This is a genomic window from Endozoicomonas sp. ALD040, from assembly GCF_049275945.1.
Lineage (GTDB): Bacteria > Pseudomonadota > Gammaproteobacteria > Pseudomonadales > Endozoicomonadaceae > Endozoicomonas_A.
In genome coordinates this window covers 2,365,614-2,377,871 of sequence record NZ_CP184829.1, presented here as the reverse complement: position 1 = coordinate 2,377,871, position 12,258 = coordinate 2,365,614, and the positions used below count along the sequence as shown (strand labels likewise).

Genomic DNA, 12,258 nt, shown 5'->3' with positions numbered 1-12,258 from the left:
CTACACAGTTGACAGTTCTCTTGACTGCCTCTGTTTGTAAAGACCTTGCGGTATAGCAGAATGGGGAAATCCACACCTGCTATACACGCTTGTGCAGATCTATTTTCTGAAAAATCAACAGTATCTATACGTTGTGAACGGGTTAGAATCACTAACCAACTGGCCAGGTACTTATGAACAAAATTTTAACCCTATTCATGCTGCTATTCACTGCAATAACTTATGCAGAATGGATAAAAGTAAACCCGGGCAAATACTCTGACTATTATCATATGCAATATGAACTGAAGTCTGGCGAGTACAGGGTTAACGAGCACTATGGTTTTAACCAGGGTGGTCAATTTGAAATATTGGTGCCCAAAAAATACTTTCCTATACCTGCATCAAACTGCAAAAAAAATATCATTATACGAATGCCAGCTTCAGAGAATGAAGGGCGAAAACGAGCACTGTACGATAAGCTGCTGGCGGGAGAGTCAGTAGTAGTCACATTGGAACTTAACCCTTATGTCAATGTCACCAACGAATCGCCATTAGAATTGGAGTTACAGTACTGTAACGTGTTTTTCAGACAAAAGTGGGGGGATTACTACGACGCACTGTGAATCACGCTACAAAATCAATTGCGGCACTCCTCACCTGAATTAAGGCTGTCGCAAAGCTCTCGTTTCCATGCAGGGACCCACAGGGTCTGAAAACTTGGGAACCAGGGTTTTGCGACACCCTCTTTAGACGGGGGAAGATCCAGGTCGCTGACCAGATGCTTATACCTACAACGGACTCAGGTTAGCGTAAGCCATCATCAACCATTTTGAACCTTCCGAATCAAAGTTGACCTGAACCCGGGCCTGGCCGCCTTCACCCTCATAATTCAGGACCACCCCTTCACCAAAGACATCATGATGAACACGCTGGCCTAAAGCCAATCCATGGTCAGATGTTTGAACAGAAACCGGACGAGTAATTGATCCACCCAGACGCACTTCCTGCAGCAGCTCGCCGGGAATTTCCCGAATAAAGCGGGAAGGGCGATTCATGGTGTCACTCCCGTAGAGTCTGCGATTCTCTGCATAGGTAAGATAGAGCTTTTCCATAGCCCGGGTAATCCCGACGTAACAGAGTCGTCTTTCTTCTTCCAGGTTACCTTCTTCCAGAGACATCTTATGGGGGAACAGACCTTCTTCCAGACCGGCAAGAAAAACCAGCGGAAACTCCAAACCCTTAGCTGAATGAAGGGTCATCATCTGAACGCTGTCTGTAAATGGGTCAGCTTGATTGTCTCCGGCTTCCAGAGCCGCGTGGGCCAGAAATGCTGCCAGCGGAGACATGGGCTCTGTCTCTTCATCCTGATCGAAGTCTTCAATATCAAATTCGCTGCAGGCGGTGACCAGTTCCTCCAGGTTTTCTACCCTGGCACGACCTTTTTCCCCTTTCTCTTTCTCATGATGATCAATCAAACCAGAGACGGATATTACATGGTCGGCCAACTCCCCCAGATTCAGCTCATCACCTGAAGCACTCAGGCTTTCTATCAAGTCAACAAATTCACCCAGAGAACGACCGGCTTTGCCACCAATGGCACTGGCGGCAACAACAGTTTTGACGGCACCCCATAAACTCAGGCCCTGTGAACGGGCTGTTTCACGGAGTTTTTCAACGGTTTTTTCACCAATACCACGAGTAGGAATATTGATAACCCTTTCGAGGGAAGTGTCGTCATCAGGTGAGCTGACCAGTCTCAGATAGGCCAGAGCATTCTTGATTTCCGCCCGTTCAAAAAACCGCTGACCACCATAAATTCGGTAGGGAATGGAAGCCCTGAGCATGGCTTCTTCGAGAATACGGGACTGGGCATTAGAGCGATAAAGTATCGCTATACCACTGCGAGCCATGCCCTGTTCAGAAGCCTCACGAATACGATCGGTGATAAATCGGGCTTCATCCATTTCGTTAAAACCGGCATAAAGCTGGATGGGCTCTCCTTCATAACCGCCGGTCCAGAGCTCTTTACCCAGCCTGTCCGGGTTATTGGCAATCACTGCATTGGCTGCACGCAGGATGTTACTGGTAGAGCGATAATTTTGCTCAAGACGAATGGTTTGGGCTTTCGGAAAGTCTTTTGAGAATTGTCGTATGTTTTCAATACGGGCACCACGCCAGCCATAGATCGACTGATCGTCATCACCGACGATCATCATTTTGTCCTGATCACCGGTCAAGATCCTCAACCAGGCATACTGAATGGCGTTAGTATCTTGAAATTCGTCCACCAGCAGGTAACGGAATCGCTCTTGATAGTGCTGAAGAATATCCGGTCTTTTCAGCCAGAGCTCATGTGAACGTAGCAGCAGCTCACCAAAATCAACAACACCTGTTTGGTTGCAATAGTCATGATAAGCCCGGTAAACATCCAGCATGGTTCTTTCAAAAGGATCATAACCCGGATCGATATAGTCAGGTCTGAGCCCTTCATCTTTCTTGCTGTTGATGTACCATTGGGCCTGACGGGGAGGCCACTTCTGTTCATCAAGGTTCATGGCCTTCATCAGACGTTTGATCACCCTCAGCTGATCATCGCTGTCGAGTATCTGAAAGTTCTCAGGCAAGCCTGCATCCTTAAAGTGAGCCCTCAACAACCGGTGAGCCAGCCCGTGGAAAGTTCCAACCCACATGCCACGAGGTGGAATCCCGAGCAGTTCTTCGATACGGCTTCGCATCTCTGCCGCTGCCTTGTTGGTAAAAGTCACTGCCATGATGGAGTAGGGCGACATGCCTTCAGCCTGAATCAGCCAGGCAATACGATGCACCAGTACCCGGGTTTTACCACTGCCAGCTCCTGCCAGAACCAGCAGTGAACCCGGAGGACTTGTGACCGCCTGTCGCTGGGCATCGTTCAGGGAGTCAATGATAGGGGTTACGTCCATAGACAGCATTCTTTCCAGCTAGATAAAAACCATGCAGTCCGGCTGCTCAATGCGCAACCAGAGCCGTTAAGGAATTGTACAAGGTTTTAGCAACATCGTCGTAAACTCTCGTTTGGACGAAGGTTTAAGACAATTCTGCTAAAAATCACTACCGTGAGACATATCTCACACACTTTGTCGTATTTTTCTCTTGTTCTTCTCAAACATTTTTCATAATTTCGTAACTGTCAGAAAGCATCATAAAAACAATAAAAATCAAAAAGAACAAAGAGGTGCCGCCATGGCTAACAAAGATATACAGCTTAAGAAAGATTATCTTCAGGAAGAAGAAATTGTTCGAGACGATTTACCTAATAAAGGTTCAAAGCGCGCACTGCAGATTCGAAGGGCCCTGGAAGACAGAAAAGAAACCAAAAAACTCAGCTCGTTCTTCGGCGACAGCTACTGGGGTGATGTTTGACCATTCATTTTTTCAGCCCCTTATCAAGGGGCTGAGATTTTGCTGACCATTCCAGATTTTACTTTCCCACCGCTTTCCCTCATACGATCCTTATATCATCCGACTCTGTGACACTCCCCGCCTTGTCAGGCGAGGCTTCTGACTTCACAGGCTACAGCCAGCCTATAGCGACTGGACTTACACAGAAGCCTCCATCAGCAGTAACCGGGTGCCCCTCGGTTATTATTGGTCTTTTGTTTGATTTGCCGCAGCCTTAACGGGTCACTCAGGTATGGGCTCGTCTGGTTCTTCAAGGGCGGTTGGGCAGTTGTCTCTGCCTTCCCGTCTTATATCCCCGCCCGATTGAGGGTGTCGCAAAAGGTCAATTAAAACGCTTCAAGCTTCAAACCGTCATCTCCGCGAAGGCGGAGATCCACTGTTCGTGGTGGGTTCCCGCCTGCGCGGGAACGACGATCTTGATATATCCTGCTGACCATACCCTTTTGCGACACCCTCGATTGGGCGAGGGTTTATGACGATTTTGCTAACCGCCGAGTATTCAGTAGCTGTTCGCAATCCTATTGCCGGCGACAGTCAGACAACAAACCAATTTGTTAGAAAAACTCGAGCATTCACTCTCAGAATCGTTATAATATAACGTTTATTTTTGATACCGATACAGTTGTCTAACTATGATTTTCTCAAGAAAACCAAAGATAATGCTCTGGCTGTCTGGCCTTTTACTCCCTCTGACCTTGTCGGCCTGGAGCAAAGAACCACCCAAAGTACTGACTTCTATTAAGCCTTTGCAGCTGATTGCGGCTTCCATCACCGAAGGTGTTACTTCTGCTGACGTGTTACTTCCTGCTGGTGCTTCTCCCCACAGTTACAGCCTGAAGCCTTCAGACGCCAGAAAGCTTTATGAAGCCGATTTTGTTTTCTGGGTCGGACCCGATATGGAAGTCTTTCTGGATAAAACCCTGTCAGGTTCAATAAAAGCGACCTCCGTGCCTTTAATGCAGGAAAGTGAGTTAAAGCTTCTGAAAATTAATGAAGGCGAAGAAGAGAACCATGATAATCATGGTGGAGAAAACCACGATGATCATGCCGGAGAAGATCATGATGATCATGAGAACCATGATGACCATGCCGGGGAAAGCCATCATCACCACGGCGAGTATGACGTCCACATCTGGCTAAGCCCCGATAACGCCATAGCGATAGCCAAAACCCTGTCAGAGAAGCTGAGTGAGCTGGACCCTGGGCATAAAAAGCAATACACAGATAATTACAACGCATTCAAAAAAGCGGTACAGGCAGCAGATAAGCGCAACATCAGCAAACTGACTGACTACCATAATCAGCCCATGTTCGTTTTCCATGATGCTTATGGTTACCTTCAGAAGCATTACGAGCTGAATATTGTCGATCATTTCACTGCAAACCCGGAACAGCAGCCGGGTGCGAAACATCTGACTCATCTGCAAGAGAAGCTTAAAAAAGCCGGTAATAGCTGCGTTTTCCGTGAACCGCAGTTCCAGCCTGCTTATATTGACAGGATCATTGAAGACACCAACGCCCATGTTGCTGTGCTCGACCCTCTGGCCACAGATGTCGCTGTCGGCCCTGATGGTTATATCGAGTTTATGGACAGTTTGACCAACACCATCGTCAGCTGCCTGAAGCAGTAATTACAATTTAACAAGAGCCCCGTTAAAAAGAGCCCCGTGAACCTGCAATTGACAGGTGATCGGGGTATTTACTGAAGCCTGAGCCCCATAAAACTGCCACCAAGAAACGCGGCTACTGCCAGAAAAGGCAGCAGGGAAGCCAGCAGGGTTACCCACATTTTCAACTTTGAACGCTCCAGACGCAGATTCCATCGTTCTTCCGAAAAGGTCTGGTCATCATCCAGCTCTGTGGATAACCCGCAGCTTGAACAGGTCACCTGCCACATTTCAGTGTCCCCAACCATCATGCTGGCCAACTCTGCTTCGCCCAGACAACAGGGACACTTTTCCAGTTTCATAACGCCTCCTTGCATTTATGCACACATCAATGACAGTTTTTTCCACACCTTTTAACAGGTTATCCACAGATAAAACCTTTATTCAAGGATTATCTTATTCATTAGCTGGCCCTAATGTCACACCTCTGCCAGAGTTTCAAATGGCAATATCGCCAGCTAAATGAACACGTATGTTTTGAGTCAGGGCTTGTGTGGCAAATGCCTGAATCACTTGTTTCAGATTTTCTTGCGGCACATAGGCAATAGAAATATGGTTGCTCTGGTGACCCGCCATCAGGTCGTCACGACCCACTCCGTCCAGTACACAGTTCATCAAAGGCCACTCTTTGCAGGTTGCATTAAGACGACGCTGAAACTCTTCCTGAGGCAGTTCGAAGGCCGTACCGGTACCGATATGCATGTGAACGTCTGTACCCTCATAGTGCGCTCGAGCCCACACAAACCTGCCTGCTTTACTCTGGCCGCTCAGCGTAGAGCCGCCTAAGGGGAAGTACATGGCAGGCTGTCGGTGACCGATAGCACCGCCGATTCCCCCCTTGATGTGTTCGAAAGGTACAGAGCCGGAAATTTCGAAATCCCAATAAAATGTACCTTCAAACTCACTGCCCCAGCGAATATCGTGCAGCGTTGTCTCCGATGGCAGACCCAGACTGTCGAGCAGGCGAAACAGCATGGTTTGTGGAATAGCGGTCCCCATGTCTACCTCGTTAATGCAGGGAATGGGCTTGCCTTCGGAAATCACGTCTCCATTGTCGTCTTTAATCGGAAAGCGGGCGGTTGAGCCGATGGCACCTTCTGCAAAGTCCGAGGCAGCACAACTGTCTTTCAAACCCTGTTGATACTGAACCCCAACGCTTGTCAGGCCAAAGCGTTTGGTCGCACGAGCCATGGCAATCATCATGGCGCACTGCTCTTTTACCTGCTCGCGGGTCAGCTCGGTGGCAGCATCGCTACCAAATTTGAAGGCCATACCGCGATCGATATACCATTGCAAACACTCCTCACGCAGCTCTTCTGAAACAAGACTCATGTCGTGCAAAAGCGCGGACTGGGATAATGCCTCAATGGGCATTCCAATCCTGACGAGGCATTCCTGTGGGAATACGCCGTTCATCATGCCCATGCAGAACATGTCGTAAAGTCCCATAATCTCCTTGTTTTCGAGAATGTATTCTCCCACCTGCTGACCTATTTTACCGGCTTCAGTGCCAGTCACAGGGTGCTCTCTGGTGATCTCTTTCAGGTAGGAGGTATCGTGTTCAATCTGTCCGCTTTCCAGCCAGGCTTGCAGACCCATGTAAAAGAAATCATCATCAAAGTTTTCGGACCACAGGCGGCTGTAATCTTTGCCAAGACTGGTCAGGGTGCCAGCCATACACAATGCCCCCACCAGACCGGGCCATGTGCCATCGAAGTTAGCCAGCAACAGGATAGGGCCCCTGTGATGAACCAGGGAGGGTGCTATATGATGCGAGTATTGCCACGCGGTCATCAGCACAATAACCGGAGCCTCAGGGTTAATCGAGGCCAGAACATCAGAGCCTTCACGCTGGTTGCTGATGAATCCGTGTCCCTGTACCTCTTTTACGGGATGGGCGCGGCGGGCAATGAAATCAAACTTCTCTTTCAAGGCCGCCTCCAGTTTTCTCTCAAAAGACTGCTGAACATCCCAGCATGTCTGATTCGCAGTATCCCTGAGATCGCCATTTGCAATAACAAAGACTTCTTTATTTTGCAGGGCAACAGGTTGTCTTTTCTCAGGCAGGGTCAGGGTTAAAGCAGTCACAATTTAAACCTCCTTAGGCCGTGTTTGTCTGATTAAAATTCACCCATAATGTTTTTGTACTTCATCTGGTCTTCGAACATTTCTTGAAAAACCTTGTACTTGGCATCATGAAAAGCCCGGGTTGATGTTTGGGGTTTGATGACCTTGCCTGTGGATGACATAGCGGACATGGCATCCTTTAACCCGGCAAAATCACCGCAGGCCGTTGCCGCCAGCACGGCAGAACCAAGGATCACCGCTTCGTCCTCTTTACTCAGGATGATTTCGCAACCCGTTGCATTAGCGTGCTCACGAAGCCACAAGGGATTTTTTGTGACTCCGCCACACATATGTATGCGATTTATTTGATGCCCGGCATTGTTCATTGTCGCAATGATATGACGTGTGCCGTAGGACACTGATTGAATAGCAGCCATGTAAATTTTAGCCAGTTCGGTCAGGTCCTCATTTAATGACAAGCCTGAAACCATGCCTTTTAAATAAGGGTTAGCCCGAGGTGAACGGTTGCCATGATGGTAGCCCAGCAGATGGAAATGGGCGGTAAAATGGGGATTTTCAGACTCAAGGCGGGCCACCTCTTGGTTCAGAATCTCATATGTACTGCGCTTTTGCTGCTTCATCAGTCAGCTGTCCAGCAGGCGAACCGGGATCAATGATTGTCTGACCGATTTTTTCATCGACAATCAGGTCTTCCAGATCCAGCTGCTGAAACAGAGAGGTATCCCAACGTTGGTCGTGGGCAAGATAAGTCCATTTGCACACCCTGGTACAAGTGCTCCGAAGGTCCTTGCCACTGGAGCGGTAAACCAGGTAATCCGACAGGTCGAAAAAACGTGCAGTGCGTTCATAATGCTTCGGCAGGTGACGTTTTAACCATTTCAGTTTAGGCAGTCCCATTTCGGGGCTGACTTCGCCACCGACAAACTTCAGAACCTCACTGTTGGTGGCATTGATTTCGGCTGCCTCGGTTAATGCCCGGTGATCCATCCACATGATGATATTCTGATCATCCCGTTCTGTGGGCGAAACGGTCACAGGGTTATTATTTGCATCAACAGAGACCAGGGAACAGGTTGCGTCAAACCCGATGCCTTTACCTGTTCCGGATTGATAGCTGAATCCTTCAAAACGGTGCTTACAACCTTGCAGACCTGTTCCCAGATATCAGACGACGATTGTTCAACAAAGTCTGCGGCAGGGCGAAACTGCCTGATTGGACTGACGGCCAGGGCAATTTTCTCTCCCTTTGCATTGAACAATCCCGCCCGGGCACTGCCGGAGCCGACATCGACGCCTATGTAGAAATGTTGCATAAATTGTTGTCAGAGAACCCTTACAGATGACTTTGGGGATGATGAATGTTTGGCGCGTATATAGGTTCCTGACATAGACACACAGCTCCTCGGGCTATTTTGCTGCATCAATATTAGGCTATAAAACAGACAGCGTATTTTTATTACGGAATCTATTGTGATGAGACTGAATCAAGATCCAAATGTATTACTCATGGGCCACCCTCTGCTGTTTCAGGAACAACCCCAGGTCGACGTCAGAGAAATAACTTCAGATGACTTTCAGCACAACCTTGAGATTCTCAAGCAGAAGCAATTAAATACCCTTGGAGTGGGACTTGCCGCTCCCCAGATAGGTTGGCCCGCCCGTGTTCTCAGTGTTGGTATTTCAGAACTTAACCGGTTCAGATATCCACAGGCTCCGGACATCCCTTTTGCATTCTGGATCAATCCACAAATCACCGATTTCAGTAAAAATACCTGCTGGACCTGGGAAGGCTGCCTTTCAGTTCCGGGCATGAGAGCCTGGATTGAGCGCCCTGAAAGCATCACAGTGGTTGGATATAACGAACACGGAGAGCGGCATGAAAGCAACCTTTCAGGTTTTACTGCCAGGATAATGCAGCATGAACTGGATCACCTTAACGGGAAGCTTTTCCCTGTGAGGGTGGAAGATAAAAGTCTGATAATTCCCAATCAGTCGATTGAGTATCAGGAAGAATGGGCAGAAGGCTGGCCAACAGAAAATGCCCGCAAGACGACGCGCGGCCAGATTTCTAATAGGCGCTGATAAAACTAGAAGATCTCATCGTCGCCATCAATCAGATGGGTCGTATCATCCTGATCACGTAACTCTTCACGATACCGGCGTCGGTTCAGTAGTTTATTCTGTACCGGATCTGGCAGCTCGGTAAACTGAATGATCTGCTTATCAATGAGCAGGTCGATCAAATCTTCAAGTACCCGGATAAAATCGGCATCCGCCGCCTGCATGACCTTGCCACCGATGGTCGGGTTTCGTTGCAGGAAGTTATGGACGGCTTCATCTTCCAGATTGACGATTTCCCAATCGTCAGTCAGCGGCTGGTCAGCAACCGCCTGAATTTCACCTTTCTCATCTTTGAGTGCGTATAGCATCCTGCTGCTCCTAAATACGCCGGTTGATAGGTAAAGACTCTAGCAAATCGGATATCAAACCCCGGCTGATATCAAACAGATCGTCACCCTGCAAGCCTTCACTGGCACCGTTTATATCCCAGATCACTTCACCACTGCGGATATCAATAACCGTCAGTCCCATAGAAACATTGGGCCTGCCACTGTCATCGTAGTACCACTCGAAAATCTCACCGGCAATTGCAAAGCTGATATCATTTTGCATAGCCCACTGTTTGCCATTCTGATAGCGATGAGCCGCTTCCAGCGATTTTGAGGCAGTCGTCACTTCTGACTCAGGATACAAGCGGGCTTCTTCAATACCCCGTGAAGGCAAATTAACCATCAGTATTCTTTCTACCTGAGTAGTGATACTGGAGTCTTCGCTGTGATTGATAAAAGGCAGGACAGCCCAGTTAGCGGTACCTGGCAGACCTTCACGATACAAACCTGAGGAAGCGGCCGTACCGCCCAGACCACCCGAGTTATTAAAACCTGTGTACTGACAGCCTGTCAGAGCCAGCACTGCAGTTAAAATCAGTATTAAAAATCCGGGCCTGGCTTCATTGAACATAATCTTTAAGTTCTCCATGGTTCAACCTTAACCATTGCAGGGCAACGATAGCCGGAGCGTTGGAAATACGACCATCTTCAACCATCTGCCAGGCATCTTCTACTGCCAACACATGCACTCTGATATCTTCACCTTCTTCCGCCAGCCCGTAAACCCCACCTGCCGATGAGGCATCAACAATGCCGCAATAGAGCATGAAACGTTCATTGGTTGCGCCGGGGCTGACGTAAAAATTGGATACCGGTAAAAGATGCTTCACTTCACAACCGGCTTCTTCTTTCACTTCACGAATGGCAACCGATTCCAGAGATTCACCCGGCTCGGATATGCCTGCAACAATTTCCAGCAACCAGGGGTCATCATGGCTCATCAGAGGGCCTATGCGAAACTGTTCGACCAGTACGACTTTTTCCAGAAAAGGGTCATAGAGAAGTACACCCACAGATGGCACTCGCAAAACCGCTTCCCGAACCAGTGTCTTACTCCACCCCCCTTGAAAAAGGGCATGCCTGACTTTATATCGGCATAGCTTCAGAAATCCAGACCAGACTCGCTCTTCACTTTCAACATGAGCGTCTTCGACTCCCAGACCAGATAATTTCATGGCACACCTTATTGATATAAATGATGCTGAAGAATGTAATCATGAACCGAAGGCAAGAGCAAAGCAGCCACGGCTTCCTTGTTGTTATCGTCAGAACTTCCTGAAACTAACAGCTCTCTTACCTGAGTGCTTCGAATATTCTGTCGTTCCAGTGCAGTAAAGACCTGCCAGCGTTGTTCAATCTCTTCAGACCGATAGAAGCGTTTCCAGATCCGGGGATCGGCATTATCGGGCCCTCTGATAAAACCCAGCTGATCCCTGGGGTATTTCTGCTCCAGGAGTTCCAACAAATCAAAGGTATATACCGGTTTTTCGGGATTATCTGCCAGCATTTTCTGCTCAATGTCTGAGACTTCTATCTGACATTGAGGCAGTTGTACCGCATTCACCAGCTGCTGGCACATGGCCACCCGATGATGAAACGGTAACATCGACTTGGAAAAAGCATGGGCAGCATTGGGCACCAGCAATATCAGGTCAAACTGCTGTCGGGCCTGTTCCAATACATCCAGATGCCCCAACGTCGGCGGATTAAAAGCAGAACCCAAAACTCCTATTTTCCTGGCGGTCATGATGTTGTTTCCAAAATGACACTCTTCGGTACTTCCACTTCGACTGCGATGGGCAGATGATCTGAAATTGGCAGATTCAGTACACCGACCTGATGCACTGTCAGGGAAGGACTGACCAGAATATGATCCAGTGAACGACTGGGACGCCAGCTGGGAAAAGTGTTCAGTTCTGAGTGAACAGCCTGCAAGTCAGTATCTTTCAGGGGTGAGTTGTTTAGCAGTTGTTCAGCGTGGGTATTCATATCGCCCATCAGGATCACATGATTGTAAGTTCTGACCAGATCCCTGATATAAGAAAGCTGATTATTTCTGGCCCTCTGGCTGAGAGCCAGATGCATCATCGCCACAACTAAAGGATCCCCCTGGTCACCAAACTGGGCAACGATAGCTCCCCGTCCGGGAATCAATCCGGGCAGTTTATGATCCTCAAGAATGATGGGTTTGTATCGGCTCAGCAATCCGTTACTGTGCTGCGCCAGTTTTCCGAGATTCCGGTTCAACTGGTGATACCAATAGGGAAACTGGCATTTCAGGGCAAGGTATTCGGTTTGATTGATAAAGCCACTTCTGAGGCTGCCACCATCGGCTTCCTGAAGAGCTACCAGATCAAAATCAGGGAGGGCGGCAGCAATCTGATCCAGTGTTCTTGCGCGCCTGGAATGAGGCAACAGATGTTGCCAGCTGCGAGTCAGATAGTGACGAAATTGCTGGGTGTTGATGCCTACCTGGATATTAAAACTCAGTAGACGAATGTGTCCGGGCTTTTGTGATCGGGGGTTATAGACCAGCTCACTGCAGTGAACAGATCCCGGAGCTCTGTCCCTCTTCAAGCGAGAAGACAAGGCCCCCTTCAAAGCTCTAATCGGCATCAGTTAAACCTGAA

15 protein-coding genes and 1 pseudogene are annotated in these 12,258 nt (G+C 48.5%); 4 read left to right on the top strand and 12 right to left on the bottom strand.

Going from position 1 to position 12,258, the window contains the following annotated elements; genetic code table 11:
* Positions 1–29: 29 nt before the first annotated feature.
* Positions 30–140, bottom strand: a pseudogene (locus ACOJUN_RS08140) (IS701 family transposase); the annotation flags it as partial.
* A 33-nt stretch (positions 141–173) separates the two neighbouring features.
* On the opposite strand from ACOJUN_RS08140, the gene ACOJUN_RS08135 reads away from it, so the two are divergent.
* Positions 174–605 (top strand): hypothetical protein, encoded by a 432-nt coding sequence (locus ACOJUN_RS08135; RefSeq protein ID WP_422136154.1) that lies wholly within the window; start codon positions 174–176, stop codon positions 603–605.
* A 165-nt stretch (positions 606–770) separates the two neighbouring features.
* Here ACOJUN_RS08135 and uvrD read toward each other — a convergent pair whose 3' ends face one another.
* Positions 771–2,924, bottom strand: a complete 2,154-nt coding sequence (gene uvrD / locus ACOJUN_RS08130; RefSeq protein ID WP_422136153.1) for a DNA helicase II — start codon at positions 2,922–2,924, stop codon at positions 771–773.
* A gap of 280 nt (positions 2,925–3,204) precedes the next feature.
* Here uvrD and ACOJUN_RS08125 point away from each other — a divergent pair, with 280 nt between their 5' ends.
* On the top strand, positions 3,205–3,384 hold the full coding sequence (locus ACOJUN_RS08125) for a hypothetical protein (protein WP_317144168.1): 180 nt from the start codon (positions 3,205–3,207) through the stop codon (positions 3,382–3,384).
* A 698-nt stretch (positions 3,385–4,082) separates the two neighbouring features.
* A complete protein-coding gene (gene znuA / locus ACOJUN_RS08120) occupies positions 4,083–5,054 on the top strand; it encodes a zinc ABC transporter substrate-binding protein ZnuA (RefSeq protein WP_422136152.1) in 972 nt (323 codons plus the stop codon).
* 68 nt (positions 5,055–5,122) lie between these two features.
* Here the strand turns inward: znuA and ACOJUN_RS08115 are convergent, their stop codons facing one another.
* The 5 genes from ACOJUN_RS08115 to ACOJUN_RS08095 form a co-directional block, all read right to left on the bottom strand.
* On the bottom strand, positions 5,123–5,392 hold the full coding sequence (locus ACOJUN_RS08115) for a hypothetical protein (protein ID WP_422136151.1): 270 nt from the start codon (positions 5,390–5,392) through the stop codon (positions 5,123–5,125).
* A 136-nt stretch (positions 5,393–5,528) separates the two neighbouring features.
* Positions 5,529–7,178 (bottom strand): hypothetical protein, encoded by a 1,650-nt coding sequence (locus ACOJUN_RS08110; protein WP_422136150.1) that lies wholly within the window; start codon positions 7,176–7,178, stop codon positions 5,529–5,531.
* A 32-nt stretch (positions 7,179–7,210) separates the two neighbouring features.
* Positions 7,211–7,798, bottom strand: a complete 588-nt coding sequence (locus ACOJUN_RS08105; protein ID WP_422136149.1) for an FGGY-family carbohydrate kinase — start codon at positions 7,796–7,798, stop codon at positions 7,211–7,213.
* Positions 7,770–8,213, bottom strand: coding sequence for an FGGY family carbohydrate kinase (locus ACOJUN_RS08100; RefSeq protein ID WP_422136148.1), 444 nt, complete (start codon positions 8,211–8,213; stop codon positions 7,770–7,772). Before ACOJUN_RS08100 ends, ACOJUN_RS08105 begins: the two co-directional genes overlap by 29 nt.
* The gene (locus ACOJUN_RS08095) at positions 8,210–8,491 is read right to left on the bottom strand and encodes an FGGY family carbohydrate kinase (protein ID WP_422136147.1); all 282 of its coding nucleotides are present in this window, start codon (positions 8,489–8,491) and stop codon (positions 8,210–8,212) included. Before ACOJUN_RS08095 ends, ACOJUN_RS08100 begins: the two co-directional genes overlap by 4 nt.
* 160 nt (positions 8,492–8,651) lie before the next feature.
* On the opposite strand from ACOJUN_RS08095, the gene def reads away from it, so the two are divergent.
* Positions 8,652–9,260 carry a peptide deformylase gene (gene def, locus ACOJUN_RS08090; protein ID WP_422136146.1) on the top strand — a complete coding sequence of 203 codons (609 nt, stop codon included), beginning with the start codon at positions 8,652–8,654 and terminating at the stop codon, positions 9,258–9,260.
* A 5-nt stretch (positions 9,261–9,265) separates the two neighbouring features.
* Here the strand turns inward: def and ACOJUN_RS08085 are convergent, their stop codons facing one another.
* From ACOJUN_RS08085 to ACOJUN_RS08065, 5 genes are read right to left on the bottom strand one after another with little or no spacing between them, the layout of a single operon-like run.
* Entirely contained in the window at positions 9,266–9,607 is a 342-nt protein-coding gene (locus ACOJUN_RS08085; protein WP_422136145.1) for a hypothetical protein, read from the bottom strand.
* Positions 9,608–9,617: 10 nt separating this feature from the next.
* A complete protein-coding gene (locus ACOJUN_RS08080; protein WP_422136144.1) occupies positions 9,618–10,199 on the bottom strand; it encodes a hypothetical protein in 582 nt (193 codons plus the stop codon).
* Positions 10,189–10,803, bottom strand: a complete 615-nt coding sequence (locus ACOJUN_RS08075; protein WP_422136143.1) for an NUDIX domain-containing protein — start codon at positions 10,801–10,803, stop codon at positions 10,189–10,191. Before ACOJUN_RS08075 ends, ACOJUN_RS08080 begins: the two co-directional genes overlap by 11 nt.
* Before the next feature lie 8 nt (positions 10,804–10,811).
* On the bottom strand, positions 10,812–11,375 hold the full coding sequence (locus tag ACOJUN_RS08070; RefSeq protein ID WP_422136142.1) for an adenylyltransferase/cytidyltransferase family protein: 564 nt from the start codon (positions 11,373–11,375) through the stop codon (positions 10,812–10,814).
* Positions 11,372–12,244: an endonuclease/exonuclease/phosphatase family protein gene (locus ACOJUN_RS08065; protein ID WP_422136141.1), complete on the bottom strand. Its 873-nt coding sequence runs from the start codon at positions 12,242–12,244 to the stop codon at positions 11,372–11,374. The genes ACOJUN_RS08070 and ACOJUN_RS08065 overlap by 4 nt, the downstream gene beginning before the upstream one ends.
* Positions 12,245–12,258: the final 14 nt, after the last annotated feature.